General features: G+C 71.0%; 17 protein-coding genes. 9 read left to right on the plus strand and 8 right to left on the minus strand.

Annotated features, from left to right (window positions below):
- Window positions 1-94: 94 nt before the first annotated feature.
- Together ABD268_RS11880 and ABD268_RS11885 are read left to right on the plus strand one after the other, a co-directional pair.
- Entirely contained in the window at window positions 95-445 is a 351-nt protein-coding gene (locus tag ABD268_RS11880) for a LysM peptidoglycan-binding domain-containing protein (protein ID WP_344151963.1), read from the plus strand.
- 110 nt (window positions 446-555) lie between these two features.
- Window positions 556-888, plus strand: a complete 333-nt coding sequence (locus tag ABD268_RS11885) for a hypothetical protein (RefSeq protein WP_344151966.1) — start codon at window positions 556-558, stop codon at window positions 886-888.
- Window positions 889-908: 20 nt separating this feature from the next.
- Here the strand turns inward: ABD268_RS11885 and ABD268_RS11890 are convergent, their stop codons facing one another.
- Window positions 909-1,271 (minus strand): hypothetical protein, encoded by a 363-nt coding sequence (locus tag ABD268_RS11890; RefSeq protein WP_344151969.1) that lies wholly within the window; start codon window positions 1,269-1,271, stop codon window positions 909-911.
- 201 nt (window positions 1,272-1,472) lie between these two features.
- Between ABD268_RS11890 and ABD268_RS11895 the strand changes: the two genes are divergently transcribed.
- Together ABD268_RS11895 and ABD268_RS11900 are read left to right on the plus strand one after the other, a co-directional pair.
- The gene (locus tag ABD268_RS11895; protein WP_344151972.1) at window positions 1,473-2,468 is read left to right on the plus strand and encodes an ATP-binding protein; all 996 of its coding nucleotides are present in this window, start codon (window positions 1,473-1,475) and stop codon (window positions 2,466-2,468) included.
- A 108-nt stretch (window positions 2,469-2,576) separates the two neighbouring features.
- The gene (locus ABD268_RS11900) at window positions 2,577-2,732 is read left to right on the plus strand and encodes a hypothetical protein (protein WP_344151975.1); all 156 of its coding nucleotides are present in this window, start codon (window positions 2,577-2,579) and stop codon (window positions 2,730-2,732) included.
- Between the two features lie 78 nt (window positions 2,733-2,810).
- Here ABD268_RS11900 and ABD268_RS11905 read toward each other — a convergent pair whose 3' ends face one another.
- Window positions 2,811-3,560 (minus strand): YoaK family protein, encoded by a 750-nt coding sequence (locus ABD268_RS11905; RefSeq protein ID WP_344151978.1) that lies wholly within the window; start codon window positions 3,558-3,560, stop codon window positions 2,811-2,813.
- Window positions 3,561-3,628: 68 nt separating this feature from the next.
- Here ABD268_RS11905 and ABD268_RS11910 point away from each other — a divergent pair, with 68 nt between their 5' ends.
- Entirely contained in the window at window positions 3,629-4,333 is a 705-nt protein-coding gene (locus ABD268_RS11910; RefSeq protein WP_344151981.1) for a GntR family transcriptional regulator, read from the plus strand.
- Here ABD268_RS11910 and ABD268_RS11915 read toward each other — a convergent pair.
- Genes ABD268_RS11915 through ABD268_RS11940 form a run of 6 tightly spaced genes read right to left on the minus strand, consistent with a single transcriptional unit; the run spans window position 4,315 to window position 11,713 of the window.
- A complete protein-coding gene (locus ABD268_RS11915; protein ID WP_344151984.1) occupies window positions 4,315-6,105 on the minus strand; it encodes a gamma-glutamyltransferase family protein in 1,791 nt (596 codons plus the stop codon). The two genes, ABD268_RS11910 and ABD268_RS11915, sit on opposite strands and share 19 nt — an antisense overlap.
- Entirely contained in the window at window positions 6,102-7,154 is a 1,053-nt protein-coding gene (locus ABD268_RS11920) for an ABC transporter ATP-binding protein (protein ID WP_344151987.1), read from the minus strand. The genes ABD268_RS11915 and ABD268_RS11920 overlap by 4 nt, the downstream gene beginning before the upstream one ends.
- Window positions 7,151-8,230: an ABC transporter ATP-binding protein gene (locus tag ABD268_RS11925; protein ID WP_344151990.1), complete on the minus strand. Its 1,080-nt coding sequence runs from the start codon at window positions 8,228-8,230 to the stop codon at window positions 7,151-7,153. The genes ABD268_RS11920 and ABD268_RS11925 overlap by 4 nt, the downstream gene beginning before the upstream one ends.
- Entirely contained in the window at window positions 8,230-9,114 is an 885-nt protein-coding gene (locus ABD268_RS11930; protein WP_344151993.1) for an ABC transporter permease, read from the minus strand. The genes ABD268_RS11925 and ABD268_RS11930 overlap by 1 nt, the downstream gene beginning before the upstream one ends.
- Window positions 9,111-10,064: an ABC transporter permease gene (locus tag ABD268_RS11935; protein WP_344151996.1), complete on the minus strand. Its 954-nt coding sequence runs from the start codon at window positions 10,062-10,064 to the stop codon at window positions 9,111-9,113. The genes ABD268_RS11930 and ABD268_RS11935 overlap by 4 nt, the downstream gene beginning before the upstream one ends.
- A gap of 2 nt (window positions 10,065-10,066) precedes the next feature.
- Window positions 10,067-11,713, minus strand: a complete 1,647-nt coding sequence (locus ABD268_RS11940; protein ID WP_344151999.1) for an ABC transporter substrate-binding protein — start codon at window positions 11,711-11,713, stop codon at window positions 10,067-10,069.
- Between the two features lie 214 nt (window positions 11,714-11,927).
- On the opposite strand from ABD268_RS11940, the gene ABD268_RS11945 reads away from it, so the two are divergent.
- From ABD268_RS11945 to ABD268_RS11960, 4 genes are all read left to right on the plus strand, one after another.
- Window positions 11,928-12,560 carry a calcium-binding protein gene (locus tag ABD268_RS11945; protein ID WP_344152002.1) on the plus strand — a complete coding sequence of 211 codons (633 nt, stop codon included), beginning with the start codon at window positions 11,928-11,930 and terminating at the stop codon, window positions 12,558-12,560.
- A 365-nt stretch (window positions 12,561-12,925) separates the two neighbouring features.
- Window positions 12,926-13,426: a transcriptional regulator NrdR gene (gene nrdR / locus ABD268_RS11950; RefSeq protein WP_344152144.1), complete on the plus strand. Its 501-nt coding sequence runs from the start codon at window positions 12,926-12,928 to the stop codon at window positions 13,424-13,426.
- Between the two features lie 175 nt (window positions 13,427-13,601).
- Window positions 13,602-16,520 (plus strand): vitamin B12-dependent ribonucleotide reductase, encoded by a 2,919-nt coding sequence (locus tag ABD268_RS11955; protein ID WP_344152005.1) that lies wholly within the window; start codon window positions 13,602-13,604, stop codon window positions 16,518-16,520.
- A 108-nt stretch (window positions 16,521-16,628) separates the two neighbouring features.
- Entirely contained in the window at window positions 16,629-18,047 is a 1,419-nt protein-coding gene (locus ABD268_RS11960; protein ID WP_344152008.1) for a DNA cytosine methyltransferase, read from the plus strand.
- The last annotated feature ends 33 nt before the right edge of the window (window positions 18,048-18,080 follow it).

Raw genomic sequence — 18,080 nt, forward strand, 5'->3', positions numbered from 1 at the left:
GCAGGGGACTGTCGGTGGCCGCCGTTAGACATCGGTTCGACAGCAGATCGAGCTAACGACCCGAGGCTGACCGCCGCTTCCCCAGGAGGTCCCGATGAGCACGATGACCGCGAGCACCACGTTCCGTCCCACGCTGGCCCCGGCGAGCGCCGGCCAGCTCCGGCTGACCCGCCGCGGCCGGCTCGTCGTCCTGGCGCTGGCGATGCTCGTCGCCCTCGGACTGGGGCTGGCCCTGGCCGCCGGCTCGGTCGCCACCGAGGAGCCCGGCACCCCCGAGCCGACCCGCGTCGTGATGGTCGGTGCGGGTGACACGCTCTGGGGCATCGCCGCCGACATCGCCGACGACGGCGGCGTCCGCACCATGATCGACCGCATCGAGCGGCTCAACGCCCTCGACTCCGGGATGGTCGTCGCCGGCCAGCGGCTGCGCGTGCCCGTCGAGTGACCCAGGCCCCCTGGGGCAGCACCAACACAGACTCCCGCCGGTCGACTCGACCCCGACCGGCGGGCCGGGGAAGACGTGGGGCGGGGCCAGGTGGCCCCGCCCCACTTCGTTTGCCATCCTCACGCCATGCCCACGTCGTACGCCGCCTGCCGCGCGCGGCCGACGTCACGCTGACCTTCCACGCCGAGCGCCGCGCCCTGGCGCGTCGGCTGCCGGAGGTCTTCGCCCGCACCGTGATCGACGGCATGGTCTGGGTCTGCTGGCCCAAGAAGGCCGCCCAGCGCTCCGCCCGCAACCCGGACGGTCCGGTCTCGGACCTCGACGAGAACCTCGTGCGCGGGCTCGGCCTCGGGCTGGGCTTCGTCGACGTCAAGGTGGCAGCGGTGGACGAGGTGTGGTCCGGGCTGAAGTTCGTGCGCCGGGCCGCCGACCGGCAGCGCTGAGTCCTGCTGGACTGGACCAGTCAGCGAGAAGCGCGTCGGCCACCGGCTGGCCGCACGGGCGCCGGCGGCGGCGTGGGGGAGGACGCGTGGGTGGCGATGGGGTCGGCGGTCCGCGGCTCCGGGACCACGGGACGGGTCCGGCGGGTCCTGGGGTGCGCGGGGTCCTCGGTGATCCCGAGCCGGCGCAGCAGCCGGCTGACCAGCATCAGCCCGACAAACAGGCAGGCGACGGCGCCGACCGAAGCCAGGACCAGGAAGAACCACGCCTGAGAGTCGCCGCTACGCGCCGTGGCGCCGAAGTCGATCGCGGCGTAGACGAGGTAGCCCCAGGCGACCACGGCCAGCGTCACCCCGGCCGCGGGGGCGAGCAGGGACCGCTGCAACGACGGCGCCTTCTTGGCTGCGCGTCTCGACCCTGCCCTCTTTCCCGACCCCACCAGCCCATTGTGTCCGATGAACGGCCGGCGTGTGCCCGGACCCGAGGGCTATTTCCCGTAGATCTCACCGGGAATCTCTCGCGACGCCTGTCGACGGCCTGCCCTAGGCTGTCCCTCGTGGTGGATGGTGCCGGCACTCCTCCGGAGGTGCTCACAGCCGAAGCCCCACGCGAGCCGCTCGGGCACCTGTCGCGTCTGGGCTTCGCTTTGCGCAGCGCGCCCGACGTCGATCACATCGCGCGGTACCTCCTCGACGACCTGGTCGAGCTGCCCGAGGTGGCCCGGGTCGGGATGGCGCTCACCGAGGGCGGCGGCCGGCGGCTGCGGTTCATCGCCAGCGAGCGGCTCCGCCCCGACGGGCTGGAGTGGTGCCACATCGACAGCTATGACGACGTGCCGCTGACCGCCGTGGTCCGCACCGGTGAGCCGGTGCTCGGCAACCTCGACGAGCTCGAGCGGGACTTCCCCGGCGTGGTCGCCAAGCAGCGCGAGGAGGGAGTCCGGGCACTGGCGGCCTGGCCGCTGCCCGGCACCGGCTCGCCGATCGGCGGGCTGATGCTGTTCTACGACACCGAGCAGGCCTGGCCGGAGGCTCACACGCGGTTGCTCGAGGCGACCGCCCGCCGGGTGGCCGAGGCCGTCAGCCGGGTGCGCGTCACCAGCGGTCGCGGGCCGGGGGACACCACCCCCGACGACCCCAACCTGATCGGGGAGGGCCATCGCGAGGGGCTGCTGCTCTCGAGCGACCCGCTCGCGCCGGGCGCCTCGCGCCAGTTCCTGCGCGCGCAGCTCGCGCAGTGGGAGGTCGACGAGGACACCGTCGACACCGCCCAGCTGTGCCTCTCGGAGCTGGTCACCAACGTGGTGATGCACGCCCGGACCACCTCGGAGCTGACGCTGCACCTCGAGGACGGCGTGCTCACCGTGGTCGTGCGAGACCTCGGCGGCTCCAGCCGCGCCGGTGACCCCGCGGCCACCGACGAGACGGAGAACGACGACCCGCTGCGGGTCTACGGCCGCGGCCTGATGCTCGTCGACGCGCTCGCCGACCGCTGGGGCCAGGAGATCGACGCCAGCGGCACCACCGCGTGGTTCATCCTCGAGCTCGGCTCCGGACAGAGCCCCTCCGCCCAGACCGGCTGACCCGGCGGCTTCCGGTCTGCCGACCCCGCGTGGAGCGGACACTCGGCCGTTCGTCAAGGGACCTTTGCCCGAGTGAAACCCGTCGCCGATTTCCTAACCTCGGTTGCCATGCAGAGGCCCTTCCCCGTCATCTGGTCCCGTCACCTCCGTGCCACGTCCGCCGTGGCTGGGCACAACGCCATCGCCGCCGCGCGTGTGCTCGCCGAACGCCAGGCCGAGCGCGCCCAGGCCGAGAAGCTCCGCACCGCCCCCGCCACCGCATGAGGCAGCCCGCCTCCACCGGACCGCGGCCCTGCCGCCCTCGTCGTACCAGCCGGCGCCGTCGTGGCGGCGGCGGCAAGGTCACCGCGCAGTAGTTCCGACGAACCGTCGTGCGCCGAGCGCGACCAGGCCCAGCGGTACGACGCACAGCGTCGGCGCCAGCCGGGGCAGGTGCAGCGTCGTCAGGGCGCCGACGGCGGCTCCGGTCATCAGCATGAGCAGCACCTTCCCTCGCGGCAGCCAGGTGGTGTGCGGGCGACGAGCGGCGAGGTCTCCGATGAAGCTGGTCAGCGTGCCGGTCAGGTAGGTCGACGAGAGTCCGTTGACGCCGAAGCGTTGCACGGCGCTGCTCTGAACCCCCAGGGCCACAGCCGAGAGCATCAGCAGCCCGAGGGCAACCTGATCGGACCGGTGTCCCTCGGTGGCTTCCCAACCGACCAGGTAGGCCACGAAGACCGCGAGCTCGACCAGAAGGGCGTTGGTCACCTGTCGCGGCCAGACCGGGTCGTCGTCGCGGGGCGATCCGGCGAGCCCGGCCCCCGCCAGCAGTCCCACCACGAAGGCGAGGATCGCGGCGCCTGAGGTCAGTGCGAGCTCTTCGTCGGCGGCGCCGGCGGACAGGCCGAGCAGCACCATGTTGCCGGTCATGACGCTGGAGAACGCCCCGCCGAGGGCGAGGAAGCCCATTGCGTCGGCGGCGCCGGTGGCGAAGGTCAGCGTGACGACCAGGGCGTGGCGTCGTCGGGTCGCCCGGGGGTCGTGGCGGGGCCGCGAGGTCGGTAGAGCCGGCGGCGCCACGCCGGTGTCGGCGGAAGAGGTCGGTCTGCCCACGGAGCTGTATCCTCTGAGTCGATTGTCTTTCGTATACAAAAGCGGCGGGAAGTCGCGGAGGGGGTGCGGTGAGCGACCCGCGGATGCCGACGCTGGGCGCCCAGCACCTGCCGCTGCGCGACCAGGTCCTGATCGCGCTTCGCACGGCGATCATCAGCGGCGACTACCCGCCCGGGCAGCGCCTCACCGAGGATCGGCTGGCCGCGGACTTCGGGGTCTCTCGCAACCCGGTGCGGGAGGCCCTGCGCGTGGCCGAGACCGAGGGCTTCGTGGTGAGCCTCCCGCGCAGGGGAGCAGTCGTGGCCTCACCGAGCCCCACCGCCATCAGCGACATCTTCGCGGTGCGCGAGCGCATCGAGCCGCTGGCCGCGCGGCTGGCGGCCGAGCGTGCGGGCGAAGAGGGGGTGGCCGGCCTGCGCGACATGCTCGAGCAGGCGCGTGCGGCCACCGACGCTGACGACCTGGCCCGGGTGGCCGAGCTCAACAGCGCGCTGCACCTGCGGATCCTGGACCTGAGCGGCAACCCCTGGCTGACCTCGATTGCGACGTCGCTCTACCTCCACGTCCAGTGGGTCTTCCGCCTGGGTGCCGCCCAGCGAGCACCGCACTCCTGGCGCGAGCACATCGTCCTCGTCGACGCGATCGAGTCGGGGGACCCCGACGAGGCCGAGCGCTGCGCCCTGACACACGTCGCCGCCGCATCGCGGGCGGCGCACACCCAGGCCGAGGAGGGCGAATCCGAACCCGGGGGCGATCAGCGCCCGCACGCGTAACCCTGCATCCCGCGCGGGTTCGCCCCCGCGGTGAGGACCCCGCTCTCGGGGTCGCGCCCGACGGCGCACATGCGGCCCAGGCTCCACGGGTCCGAGCGGCGCACCTCGTGGCCGCGAGCCTCGAGACCGCCGAGCACCTCCTCGCCGAGCCGGTCCTCCGCGATCAGCACGCCGGGCTCGACACCACGCGGGTAGAACGACGCCGGCAGGCTCGTGGTGTGCCACGTCGGCGCATCGATCGCCTCCTGCAGCGACTGTCCGCCGGCGAGGACCCGGAGCACGAAGAGCAGCTGCCACTGGTCCTGCTGGTCACCGCCGGGCGTGCCGCAGGCGAGCACGGGCTCGCCGTCGCGCAGCACCATCGTCGGGCTGAGCGTGGTGCGCGGGCGCATCCCGGGCGTCAGGGAGGAGGGCAGCCCCTCCTCGAGCCAGGTCATCTGCAGTCGGCTGCCGAGCGGGAAGCCGAGCTCGGGGATGGTGGGCGAGCTCTGCAGCCACCCGCCGCTGGGCATCGCCGAGACCATGTTGCCCCAGCGGTCGACCACGTCGACGTGACAGGTGTCGCCCTTGGTCTGCCCGTCGGTGCGAACCGTCGGCTCACCGGTGGTCGGGTCGGCCTCCGCGCGCGGGTGGTCGGCGACGGCGAGGCCGTCGGTCACGTAGCGGGCCAGCCGCGGGGGACGGCCGCCGGGCGAGCCGGGCCGCACCTCGCGGGAGGCCGACCCGGTGATGAGGGCGGCGCGCTCCTTGGCGTACCCGGCTGAGAGCAGGTCGGTCAGCGGCACGTCGGTGTCGCCGTACCACGCCTCGCGGTCGGCGAACGACAGCTTGAGCGCCTCGGCCTGCGCGTGCACGCCCTCGACGGTGGAGGGGTCGAGCACCAGTCCGTCCAGAGCACCCAGCGTGGCGAGTGTCTGGAGGAGCACCGGTCCCTGCCCCCAGGCCTGCGTCTTGACGACGGTGTGCCCGGCGAAGTCCGCGGTCGCGGGTTCCTCCCAGGTCGCCTCGTAGTCCGCGAGGTCCTGGCCGGTGACCAGGCCGGGGTGCGCCGCGCCGCTGGAGTCGCGGAAGGCCCGGCGCGAGAAGGCGTCGACAGCCTCGGCGACGAACCCCTGCGACCAGGCGCGACGGGCCCCGTCGATCCCGGCCTCGCGGGACGCCGCGCCCTCCGTCGCGTCGACGAGCCGCTGCAGGGTGCGGGCGTACGCCGGGTTCCGGAACAGCTGGCCCTCGCGGGGGGGCCGCCCGCCGGCGAGCCAGAGCGCCGCCGAGGTGTGCCAGTCCTGCTCGAACAGCTCCTGGACGGCTGCGACCGTCGCCCCGACCCGCCCGAGCAGCGGGTGGCCGTCCTGGGCGTAGCCGATGGCGGGGGCGAGCACCTCGCCGAGTGGCATGCTGCCCCGGTCGCGCAGCAGCAGCAGCCACGCGTCGACCGCGCCGGGCACGGCGGCGGCGAGAGGGCCGGACCCGGGCACCAGGTCCAGCCCGAGCCCGCGGTAGTGCTCGATGGTCGCGCCGCGCGGCGCCGGACCCTGCCCGCAGAGCACCCGTGGGTAGGGGTCCTCCGCGGTGGACACGATCGCCGGCACCTCGCCACCAGGGCCGTTGAGGTGCGGCTCGACGACGTGCAGGACGAAGCCGGCGGTCACCGCGGCATCGAAGGCGTTGCCGCCGCGCTCGAGGATGCCCATGGCCGACTGGCTGGCCAGCCAGTGGGTCGAGGAGACCATGCCGAAGGTGCCCTGCAGCGTGGGGCGGGTCGTGAAGCTCATGCGGTGGGGGTCCTCCTGGCGGTGTCGTTCGAGGGGCCGGGCGTGTCGGCGGGGCCGCGGCGTACCTCGGGACCGGATCCGTCGGGACGCACGTAGTGGCAGGCGGCCGACCCGTCGCCGAGGTCGATCTCGGGCGGCACCTGGGCGCACGTCTCGGTGGCCGCGGGGCAGCGGGTGCGGAACCGGCAGCCCGACGGCGGGTCGAGGGCCGAGGGCAGGTCGTCGCCGAGCAGCACCGGACGGCGCTGTCGCTGCGCGACCGGGTCGGCCACGGGCGCGGCGGCGAGCAGCGCCTGGGTGTAGGGGTGCGACGGCCGGTCGAAGACCCGCCGGCGGGAACCGCGCTCGACGAGCTTGCCGAGGTACATCACCGCGACGTCGTCGGCGAGGTACTCCACCGCGGACAGGTCGTGGGTGATGAACAGGCAGGCGAACTCCATGTCGCGCTGCAGATCGGCCAGCAGGTTGAGCACGGCCGCCTGCACGGAGACGTCGAGCGCGCTGGTCGGCTCGTCGGCGACCAGCAGCGAGGGCCGGGAGATGAGCGCCCGCGCGATCGACACCCGCTGCCGCTGCCCGCCGGAGAGCTCGTGCGGATAGCGCTGCGCCACCTCGGCCCGCAGCCCGACGCGACCGAGCTCCTCGGTGACCCGGGCCCCGCGGTCACGCCGCGACAGCCTCTCCCCGCGCAACCGCAGCGGTTCGCCGACGACGTCGCCGACGAGCATCCGCGGATCGAGTGAGCCGGCCGGGTCCTGGAAGACGATCGAGACGTCCCCGCGATGCGGCCGCAGCTGCCGACGGGAGAGACGGCTGACGTCGGTGCCCGCCACGCGGACGGTGCCCGAGGTGGGCTCGACCAGGCGGGTGATGCACTTGCCGACGGTCGACTTGCCCGACCCGCTCTCGCCGACCAGCGCCAGCACCTCGCCGGGCCTGATCGTGAAGGAGACGTCGTCGACGGCCTGCACCGGGCCGAAGTGCATGACCAGGTCCTCGACCTCGAGCGCCGGGGGCGTCGCCGCAGTGGTCGTTGCCTCGGCGGTCATCGGGCCTCCTCGGGCACGTCGGGGACGGGGTGCCAGCACGCGACGACGTGAGCCGGTCCGCCGGGGGCCCGGTCCGGGGCCGACAGCGGTGGCCGTTGAGCGCGGCACTGCTGGTCCGCGGCGGAGCAGCGGTCGGCGAAGGTGCAGGCGTCCGGCTGCTCGGCGAGCACCGGGACCAGGCCGGGGATCTCGTCGAGCCGCTCGGTGCCGGCGTGCCGGCCCGGCTGAGGTGAGGCGGCCATGAGCCCGGCGGTGTAGCGGTGCCGGGGACGCGCGAACAGGTCACCGACAGGGCCTGCCTCGACCACGCGTCCGGCGTACATCACCACGACCCGGTCGGCGACGTCGGCGATCACCCCGAGGTCGTGGGTGATGAACAGGATGCTGGTGCCGAGCCGGTCGCGCAGGTCGCGCAGCACCTGGAGGATCCCGGCCTGCACGGTCACGTCGAGCGCGGTGGTGGGCTCGTCGGCGACGAGGACCTTGGGGTCGCAGGCCACGGCCATCGCGATCATCACGCGTTGGCGCATGCCACCGGAGAGCTGGTGGGGATAGTTGTCGACCCGTTGGGCGGGCGAGGGGATGCCGACCAGCCGGAGCAGCTCGACGGCCCGTTCACGGGCTGCCGGCCGGGAGATCCGCTCGTGGGCGCGAAGCACCTCCGCGACCTGGTGGCCGACCGGGACGACCGGGTTCAGGGAGGTCATCGGCTCCTGGAAGATGTAGGCGATCTCCCTGCCGCGGACGCCGCGGAGCACGGGTTCGCGGGCGCCGACCAGCTCGGTGTCGCCGCGCTCGGTCCCGTGCAGCCGGATCGAGCCGGTCACGGTGGCGCTGCCGGGCAGCAGCCCGGCCAGGCTCATCGACGTCACGCTCTTGCCGCAACCGGACTCGCCGACCACGCCGACGATCTCGCCGGCGCCGAGGGTGAGGTCGACACCGTCGACGGCCGAGACCCGGCCGGACTCGGTGGTGAACGACACCGACAGGTCGCGCACCGTGAGGACCGGCCCGGTGTGGGCCGGGGCGGAGGCTCCCGGGTGGTCCGCGTGGTCAAGGCTCGTCGACGGGCTCATCAACGGTTCCCCTTCGGGTCGAGGGCGTCGCGCAGGGCGTCGCCGAAGACGTTGAACGCGAGCGCCAGCAGCATGATCGTCAGGCCGGGCATCACCGCCGCCCATGGCGCCTTTGCGGCGAACTGCTGGGCCGAGGCCAGCATGGTGCCCAGGCTCGGGGACGGTGGCTGGATACCCAGGCCGAGGAAGGACAGCACCGCCTCGCCGAGGATGGCGGCAGGGACCGCGACGGTCGCCTGCACGAGGATCGCGGAGGTGGCGTTGGGCAGCACGTGCCGGGCCAGCACCCACGCGTCGCCGGCGCCGTCGACGATCGCGGCCGCCACGAAGTCCAGCGACTTCAGGCGCAGGGTGTCGGAGCGGACCACCCTGACCACGCCGGGCACCTGGGCCACGCCGATGGCGATCGCGGCGTTGCCGAGGCTGGCGCCGCGGATGGCGGCCAGCCCGACGGCCATGATCAGGAACGGGAAGGCGAGCAGCAGGTCGGTGAGCCGGCCGATCACGGCATCCGCCCTACGGAAGTAGCCGCCGGCCAGGCCGAGCGGCACGCCGACCAGCAGTGCCACGAGGACGGCGAGGACGCCCACCTCGAGCGACGCGCGGGCGCCGTACATGATGCGGGAGAGCACGTCGCGGCCCAGGTCGTCGGTGCCGAGCACGTGCCCGGGCGTGCCGGGCGGGGACATCGTGTGGGAGAAGTCGGTCTGGGAGGGGTCGTACGGCGCGAGCCAGGGTGCCAGCGCGGCCGCGAGCACGGCCACGACCAGCACGACCAGGCTCGCCATGGCCAGCGGGTTGCGCCGCAGCCGGCGCAGCACGCGGGCGCGGCGGCCGGGCCCGACGGCGACGGGCACCACAGGGGTCTCGACGACGGCGGTCACGATGCCTCCCCGGCGACCCGGATGCGCGGGTCGACGATCGAGTAGAGCAGGTCGACGACGAAGTTGATGGCGATGTAGGAGGCCGCGGTGATGAGCACGACGGCCTGGATGACGGGGTAGTCGCGCTGGAAGACGGCGTCGATGGTCATCTTCCCGAAGCCGGGCAGCCCGAAGATCTGCTCGGTGACCACGGCCCCCGAGATCAGCCCGCCGAGCTGGAGGCCGACGATCGTGATCACCACGATCAGGCTGTTGCGCAGGGCGTGCCGGCCGACGACCGTGCCGGGACGCAGGCCCTTGGCCCGCGCGGTGCGCACGTAGTCGGCGGAGAGCGAGTCGAGCATCGCCGAGCGGGTCTGCCGCATGATCACCGCGGCCAGGCCGGTGCCGAGGATCAGCGCCGGCAGGATGAGGTGGTGCAGGTTGTCGATCGGGTGGCTGAGCGGGACGAACCCCGAGGCGGGGAAGAGCCCGGCGCCGACCGAGAGGTAGAGGATCGCCAGCAGGCCCAGCCAGAAGTGCGGCACCGACAGCCCGATCAGCGCCAAGCCGTTGGCCAGCCACTCGCTCGGCCGACCGCGACGGACCGCGGCCAGCACGCCGGCGCCGACGCCCAGGACGACGGCGATCAGGATCGCCAGCGCCGAGAGCTCGACGGTGACCGGCAGCGCGCTGCGCAGCATCGAGGAGACCGGGACACCGGTGCGGATCGAGGAGCCGAAGTCGCCGCGCACCGCATTGGCCACGAAGTGCCCGAACTGGACCCAGACCGGCTGGTCGAGGCCGTAGTGGTGGCGGATGGCGGCCAGCGCCTCGGGGGACCGGTCCTCACCCGCGAGGGCGAGGGCCGGGTCCCCGGGCAGCGCCCGCATGCCGAGGAAGACGACCACCGTGGCGAGCACCAGTGTCAGCGCCGACTGCCAGGCCCGGTGGAACAGGTAGCGGCCCACGATTACTTGGTCAGCCCCGCGAACGCCAGGCGCACGACGCCGTCCGGGAAGACCTGCACGCCCTGGACGTCCTGGGAGACGCCGGTGATGTTGCGCTGCCGGTAGAGGTAGACGATCGGGTCGTCCTCCTGCATCACGGCGTTGGCCTTGCCGTAGAGCTCCTGCCGGGTCGACAGGTCCTGCGCCTGCCGTGCGTCGTCGAGGATCTTGTCGAGATCGGGGTTGCTGTAGCCGGCGACGTTGAGGCTGCCGCCGGAGCCGACGAACGGCGTGATGTTGGCGTCGGGGTCCACCCGACCGCTCCAGCCGAGCTGCAGCAGGTCGAAGTCGCCGCGGTCCTGCTGGTCGAGCAGGGAGGTGTACTCGACCGGCTGGATCTTCAGGTCGAAGCCGCCCTCCTTGACCATCGCCTGCAGGGCCTGGGCCAGTCGCAGGCTGTCGGGGGTGTTCGACTCCAGCATCGTGATCTTGTACGGCGTGGAGACGCCGGCCTGCTTCAGCAGCTCCCGCGACTTCGCGGGGTCGTGCGGGCGGCAGTCCTGGACGGCGTCGGAGGAGTACGGCGAGGCCGGCGCGATCGGCGAGCAGGCCGTGTCGTACTGGCCGTCGAAGACCGCCTTGACCAGGCCCTCGCGGTCGACGGCGTACTCGAACGCCTGACGCACCTCGGCCGACTTCGCGTCGGGCCGGTCGATCGGCTTGGGCTCGGTGCCCACCCCGTCGACGTTGCCGACGTTGAAGGTCACGCCCTGGTAGCCCAGCGACCCCGACTGCAGGATGTCGAGCGAGGAGTCCTTGCTCAGCTCGCCGACATCCTGGGCGGAGATGGTGTCGGCGACCGCGACGTCACCCGAGCGCAGGTTGGCGGCGCGGATGCCGGAGTCGGACAGGATCCGCCACACGATCTTGTCGAGGTGCACCTTGTCGGCGTCGTAGTAGTGGGGGTCGCGGACGACCTCGATGGAGTTCTGCGGGACGCGCTTGGAGAACTTGAACGGCCCGACGCAGGTGGGGTGCGAGGCGAAGTCGTCGCCGTACTTCTCCAGGGCGGTCGGGCTCATGATCATCCCGGCGCGGTCGGCGAGGGCCGCGGTGAAGGGCGTGAACGGCTCCTTGAAGTGCACGACCACGGTACTCGGATCGGGGGTCTCGATGGAGGAGACCGGGCCGAGCTCGCTGGTGCGGCCGGACTGCGGGTTGGTGAGGTCGCGCTCGAGCGTGGTCTTCACCGCCGCGGAGTCCAGCTCGGTGCCGTCGGCGAACACTGCGTCGGTGCGCAGCGGGATCGTGACGGTCTTCCCGTCGTCGCTGGTCTTCGGCAGTGCAGTGGCCAGCTGCGGGACGACCTCGGCGTCCTGGTCGACGTCGTAGAGCTTCTCGCACATCGTCTCGAAGACGTAGCGCGAGTAGAGGCTCCGCGAGAGCGTCGGGTCGAGCATGTCCGGCTCGGCCGACAGCGCCATGGTGAGCGTGCCGCCCTCCTGGACGGCACCGGCGTCGGCGGTCGATCCGAAGGCGTCGTCGCCCTGGCCGCTGGCGGAGTCGCCGGAGCCGGACTCGACGGGGGAGCAGGCCGTCAGTGCGGCGAGTGCGAGGGCGGCGGCGGCGATGCCGGCGCGGGAGAAGCGGGTGCTGCGTGACAACGACATGCAGTGTCTCCTGGGTCCGAGTTTCCCGTGGTGTCCCGCACCGTATGTTGTATACGAAGTGGGCACAAGACCCCTCGTGGTGGCGCTGCTCCGCCGACCGTGCGGTCCGACTCCGGCCCTTCGGCCCTGCCGCGTGCCCCCGGGCACGCGCACGGTGAAGCGGAGGGCGCCGTCCCGATGGTCGGGTGAGGCCCTCGGGAAGGACGGCGGAGTCATGCACCTGTCGAAGACGCTGTGGGGGTCTGCACTCGCCGGCGTCGCGATCGCGCCGGTGCTCGTTGCCACGACCCAATTGCCGCCGGCCACCGCCGCCGCGCTGCCCACCGTGGAGATCGTGGGCGACGCCATCGTGTTCACCGCTGCGCCAGGGGTGGACGACGGCGTGATCATTTTTGGTGCCGAGAGCGGGGTGCTGAACTTCGGCGGCGTCACCGGCTCGTCCTTCAACACACACACGTGCACGAGCAACGGCTGCGACATCACCGGCATCGACCGGGTCGTGGTGCGGCTCCGCGACGGCAACGACGTCGTCTACGCCGACATCCCCTGGCACGTCCCACCCCTGAGGTTCGTCATCCACGGAGGTCCCGGCAACGACTCGATCGGGGGCAACGCCGGCCACGACGACAGGCTGTTCGGTGGGGCGGGTGACGACTGGATCCGCGGCTACTCCGGTGGGGACCTCATCCACGGCGGCCGTGGCCACGACGTGCTGCGCGGGGGCAAGGGACTGGACCTGATCTGCAGCGCTGACGGCGTGGCGGACAAGGTCCACGGCGGCCTCCAGTTCGACACGGCGTACGTGGACGAGCGGGACACGGTGGACGGCGTCGAGCAGCTCCGCTGAGCCCCACGAATCGCCTCGCGTGCGGGGCGCAGGACACCCCGGCGACACACCACCCGAAATGACTATTTTGGGGGAGCCGCGGGCCGCTGACCTGCGGTTTCTCGATGGCCCTCCGACGCCTCCCCGACTGGTGTCGCGTTCGCTTGCGAAGCCTGGGGATCGGGGCGTACGGTTACCACTACATCTAGTACTTACACCGGTGTAGTTATCCACATCTAGTTCACAGAACAGGTGCGGAAGCCCCACAGGTGACCGGATGTTCTACACAGAAGAACCCCCGTTATCCACAAGTCATCCACACCCCATCGAGGGTGTCCGCGGTGACCCCGGAGACCGGGCCGACGCCCGCGAGAGGAGGACCCGAGATGCACTGCCCGTACTGCCGCCACACCGACACCCGGGTCCTGGACTCCCGCGTCGCCGACGACGGCGGCTCGATCCGCCGCCGGCGTACCTGCAGCGCCTGCACGAAGCGGTTCACCACCGTCGAGCAGATGCAGCTCACGGTGCTCAAGCGCAGCGGCGCGACCGAGCCGTTCACCCGGGACAAGGCCGTCGCCGGCGTCCGGAAGGCCTGCAAGGGCCGGCCGGTCTCCGAGGACGACCTCGCCTGCCTCGGCCAGGCCGTCGAGGACGCCCTGCGCGGCGCCGGTGCCGCCGAGGTGCCGGCCCACGAGGTGGGCCTGGCGATCCTCGGCCCGCTGCGCACGCTCGACGAGGTGGCCTACCTGCGGTTCGCGAGCGTCTACCGCGCGTTCGAGTCGGCCGACGACTTCGAGGACGAGATCGCGATGCTGCGCGCCGAGCGTGCGCCCGTGCCGTCCTCGCCCGTCGAGCTGCTCGACGCCACGGCCCCGCCGGGCTGACCCAGACCGCCCGGCGCGCGTAGTGGGGAAGCTGTGCGCGCCGGGCGAACCAACACCTTCCCCCATCTGCAACACCTGCGGCACCCACAGGCCGCACCCAAGTGTCGGTGGTCGGAGAGACCATCCAAGTAGGACCCAGACAGCGAAGTCATCGAGGGACAGGGAGATCGCACACATGACCGAGACGGTGAGCGGCGGCGCAGCCGCCAAGACGGGGGCAGGCCTGAAGATCGAGAGGATCTTCAGCACCGACGGCGTGCACCCCTACGACGAGATCACCTGGGAGCGTCGCGACGTCGTCCAGACAAACTGGAAGACCGGCGACACCGTCTTCGAGCAGCGCGGCGTGGAGTACCCCGACTTCTGGTCGGTCAACGCCTCCACGATCGTCACCACCAAGTACTTCCGCGGCGCGGTCGGCACCGACGTGCGTGAGTGGAGCCTCAAGCAGCTCGTCGACCGGGTCGTGAAGACCTACACCAAGGCCGGCATCGACAACGGCTACTTCGCCACGACCGCCGACGCCGAGGTCTTCGAGCACGAACTGACCTGGCTGCTGGTCCACCAGTACTTCTCCTTCAACTCTCCCGTCTGGTTCAACGTCGGCACCCCCTCGCCGCAGCAGGTCTCGGCCTGCTTCATCCTCTCGGTCGACGACTCGATGGACTCGATCCTGAACTGGTACAAGGAGGAGGGCTTCATCTTCAAGGGCGGCTCCGGCGCCGGCCTGAACCTCTCCCGCATCCGCTCCTCCAAGGAGCTGCTCTCCTCCGGCGGTACGGCGTCCGGCCCGGTCTCCTTCATGCGCGGCGCCGACGCCTCCGCGGGCACCATCAAGTCTGGTGGCGCCACGCGTCGCGCGGCCAAGATGGTCGTCCTCGACGTCGACCACCCCGACATCGTCGAGTTCGTCGAGACCAAGGCGCGCGAGGAGGACAAGATCCGCGCGCTGCGCGACGCCGGCTTCGACATGGATCTCGGCGGCTCCGACATCACCTCGGTGCAGTACCAGAACGCCAACAACTCCGTCCGCGTCAGCGACGAGTTCATGCGTGCGGTCGAGGACGGCACCGACTTCGCGCTGCGCGGCCGGATGCACGGTGAGGTCATCGAGCGCGTCGACGCCCGCGAGCTGTTCCACAAGATCTCGAAGGCCGCCTGGGAGTGCGCCGACCCGGGCCTGCAGTACGACGACACCATCAACGACTGGCACACCAACCCCGAGACCGGCCGGATCACCGCGTCCAACCCGTGCTCGGAGTACATGTCGCTCGACAACTCCTCGTGCAACCTGGCGTCGCTGAACCTGCTGAAGTTCCTCAAGGACGACGACACCTTCGACTCCGAGCTGTTCGCGAAGGCCGTCGAGCTGATCATCACCGCGATGGACATCTCGATCTGCTTCGCCGACTTCCCGACCGAGGCGATCGGCAAGACCACCGTCGACTACCGCCAGCTCGGCATCGGGTACGCCAACCTCGGCGCGCTGCTGATGGCGATGGGCCTGGGCTACGACTCCGACGGTGGCCGCTCCATGGCCGCCGCGATCACCTCGCTGATGACCGGCACCTCCTACAAGCGCTCCGCCGAGCTCGCCGGCGTGGTCGGCACCTACAACGGCTACAAGCGCAACGCCGAGGCCCACAAGCGGGTCATGCGCAAGCATCAGGCCGCCAACGACACCGTGCGCACCCTCGCGATCGCCGACTCCGGCGTGCACAAGGTCGCCACCGCCGCGTGGGCCGACGTGATCAAGCTGGGGGAGACCAACGGCTTCCGGAACGCGCAGGCCTCGGTGCTCGCGCCCACCGGCACCATCGGCTTCATGATGGACTGCGACACCACCGGCATCGAGCCCGACTTCTCCCTGGTGAAGTTCAAGAAGCTCGTCGGCGGCGGCTCGATGCAGATCGTCAACCAGACCATCCCGCGCGCGCTGCGCAAGATGGGCTACCAGCCCGAGCAGGTCGAGGCGATCGTCGCCTACATCGCCGAGCACGGCCACGTGATCGACGCGCCCGGCCTGAAGTCCGAGCACTACGAGGTCTTCGACTGCGCGATGGGCGCCCGCGCCCTCAAGCCGATGGGCCACGTGCGGATGATGGCGGCCTGCCAGCCGTTCCTCTCCGGCGCGATCAGCAAGACGGTCAACCTCCCCGAGACGGCCACCGTCGAGGAGATCGAGGAGATCTACCTGCAGTCGTGGAAGCTGGGCCTGAAGGCGACCGCTTGCTACAGGGACAACTGCAAGGTGGGCCAGCCGCTGGCCACCGGCAAGGGCGAGAACAAGGGCACCCCGGTGGTCGAGCCTGTCGAGACCACGGAGCCCGTCGAGGCCAAGGTGATCGAGAAGGTCGTCTACGCCCCGACCCGCAAGCGCCTGCCGAAGTCCCGCGTCTCGCGCACCACCTCCTTCACCGTGGGTGGCGCCGAGGGCTACATGACCTCGGGTGCGCACGACGACGGCCAGCTCGGCGAGGTCTTCCTCAAGCTCGGCAAGCAGGGCTCGACCCTGGCCGGCGTGATGGACGCGTTCTCGATCGCGGTCAGCATCGGCCTGCAGTACGGCGTGCCGCTGGAGACCTACGTCTCGAAGTTCACCAACCTGCGCTTCGAGCCGGCCGGCCTCACCGACGACCCGGACGTGCGGATGAGCCAGTCGATCATGGACTACATCTTCCGCCGCCTCGCGCTGGACTACCTGCCCTTCGAGTCCCGCTCGGCCCTGGGCATCTACTCCGCCGAGGAGCGCCAGCGCCACCTCGAGACCGGCTCCTACGAGCCCGTCGAGGAGACCGGCTCCGCCGCCGAGCTCCTCGAGGCCCCGTCGGTGGCCGAGTCGTCCTCGGTGGTCGAGCCTGTCGAGACCACGGTCGAGGCCGAGCTGGTCGAGACCCACGACAGCCACGGCGCCGACCAGCGCCAGGTCCCGGCCCAGCCCGCCAAGGAGGCCCACACGAGCGCCGAGCTCCTGGAGAAGATCACCGGCCACGCCGTCGACTCCCCGCTCTGCTTCACCTGCGGCACCAAGATGCGTCCCGCCGGCTCCTGCTACGTCTGCGAGGGCTGCGGCAGCACCAGCGGCTGCAGCTGACCGGTATACCCCTTGATGAGGGCGGGTCGCGGATGGCGGCCCGCCCTCGTCCGCAACACGCAACTCTTGTGCGTCGTCAAGCCAACGCCGACAATTAGGATCTCGAACGTGAGCTCGAAGACCGACATGGTTCCCGTTAGGCCGTTCCGGTTTGTTGACCTGTTCGCGGGGATCGGTGGCTTTCATGCGGCGCTGAGCGCTCTGGGTGGGGACTGCGTGTACGCAGTCGAGATCGACCGGGAGGCCGCGGCGGTCTACGAACGCAACTGGGGTACGTGCGCCCTCGGTGATCTTGTGGTCGATACGGCGGGCGAGGAGATCCGTGTGCCCGAACACGATGTGCTCGCAGCGGGCTTTCCCTGCCAGCCCTTCTCCAAATCCGGTCTGCAGCGTGGCATGGACGAAGCGCGAGGCACGCTCTTCTGGAACATACTCAGGGTCCTCGAGGTCCACCGGCCGTCCGTGGTCATGCTGGAGAACGTGCGGAACATCGCGGGACCACGGCACACTCACGAGTGGGAAGTGATCATTCGGTCGCTGCGTGAGCTTGGCTACCAGGTGTCTTCGGCACCAGTCGTCCTCTCTCCGCACCTGCTGCCTCCCGCGCTGGGCGGGTCTCCACAAGTACGCGAGCGGGTGTTCATCCTGGGGGTGTACGTAGGGACTGATGCGTCCTTCGTCGATGTGGAGCCGCAGGTTTCACGACGTCCTGATCCTGCCTGGGACCCGCAGTCGTGGCACTTGGCCACCGACCTCCCGCTGGAGTCGCACATGGCACCCGAGGAACTCATGCAGTTGCGGCTCTCAGCCCAGGAGAATCACTGGCTTGACGCCTGGGACGACTTCGTAAGGTCGATGCGCGCCGACGGTGTCGCCCGGCTGCCTGGTTTCCCTGTGTGGGCGGACGAATTCGTCCATGTGGACGAACTGTGCATCCCGGCTGGAACACCCGCGTGGAAAGCCGGCTTCTTGCGGAAGAACGCGGAGCTCTACACGGCGCATCGTGAGGCCATCCAGGCGTGGTTGGCGCGGTGGGACCAGCTCCGCGATTTCCCGGCCTCGCGTCGAAAGTTCGAGTGGCAGGCGCAGGACGCCGCATCCTTGTCGGAGACCATCATCCATCTTCGTCCGTCAGGTGTGAGGGTCAAGAAAGCCACGTACACGCCCGCTCTCGTGGCAATCACCCAGACCACGATCCTCGGCGACCAGCGTCGCAGGCTGTCCAAGCGTGAGGTGGCCCGCCTTCAAGGATTTCCGGACTCCTTCACGTTCGGGCCGCAACGAGCCTCGGCTAGTTACAGGCAGGCCGGCAACGGCGTGAACGTGGGCGTCGCGTACAACGCTCTGAGATCGTTCGTGCACCGGATCGCGGCCTCTTCTGAGGTGCTGGAGTTCATGTCCACAGAAGCGTTAAGGAAGTTTCAGCCGGTGGCGCGGTCGCTGGAGGACGCGCCGCCGCGTCCGTGGTTCGACGATGACCCTCGTTCAGCGGGGGAGCAGAGCCTGTTGTCCACGGCCCGCGCGTGATTTCGGGAGCATGTCTGCCGCGCCAGGGGGACT

Source organism: Nocardioides koreensis, assembly GCF_039531775.1.
GTDB lineage: Bacteria > Actinomycetota > Actinomycetes > Propionibacteriales > Nocardioidaceae > Nocardioides > Nocardioides koreensis.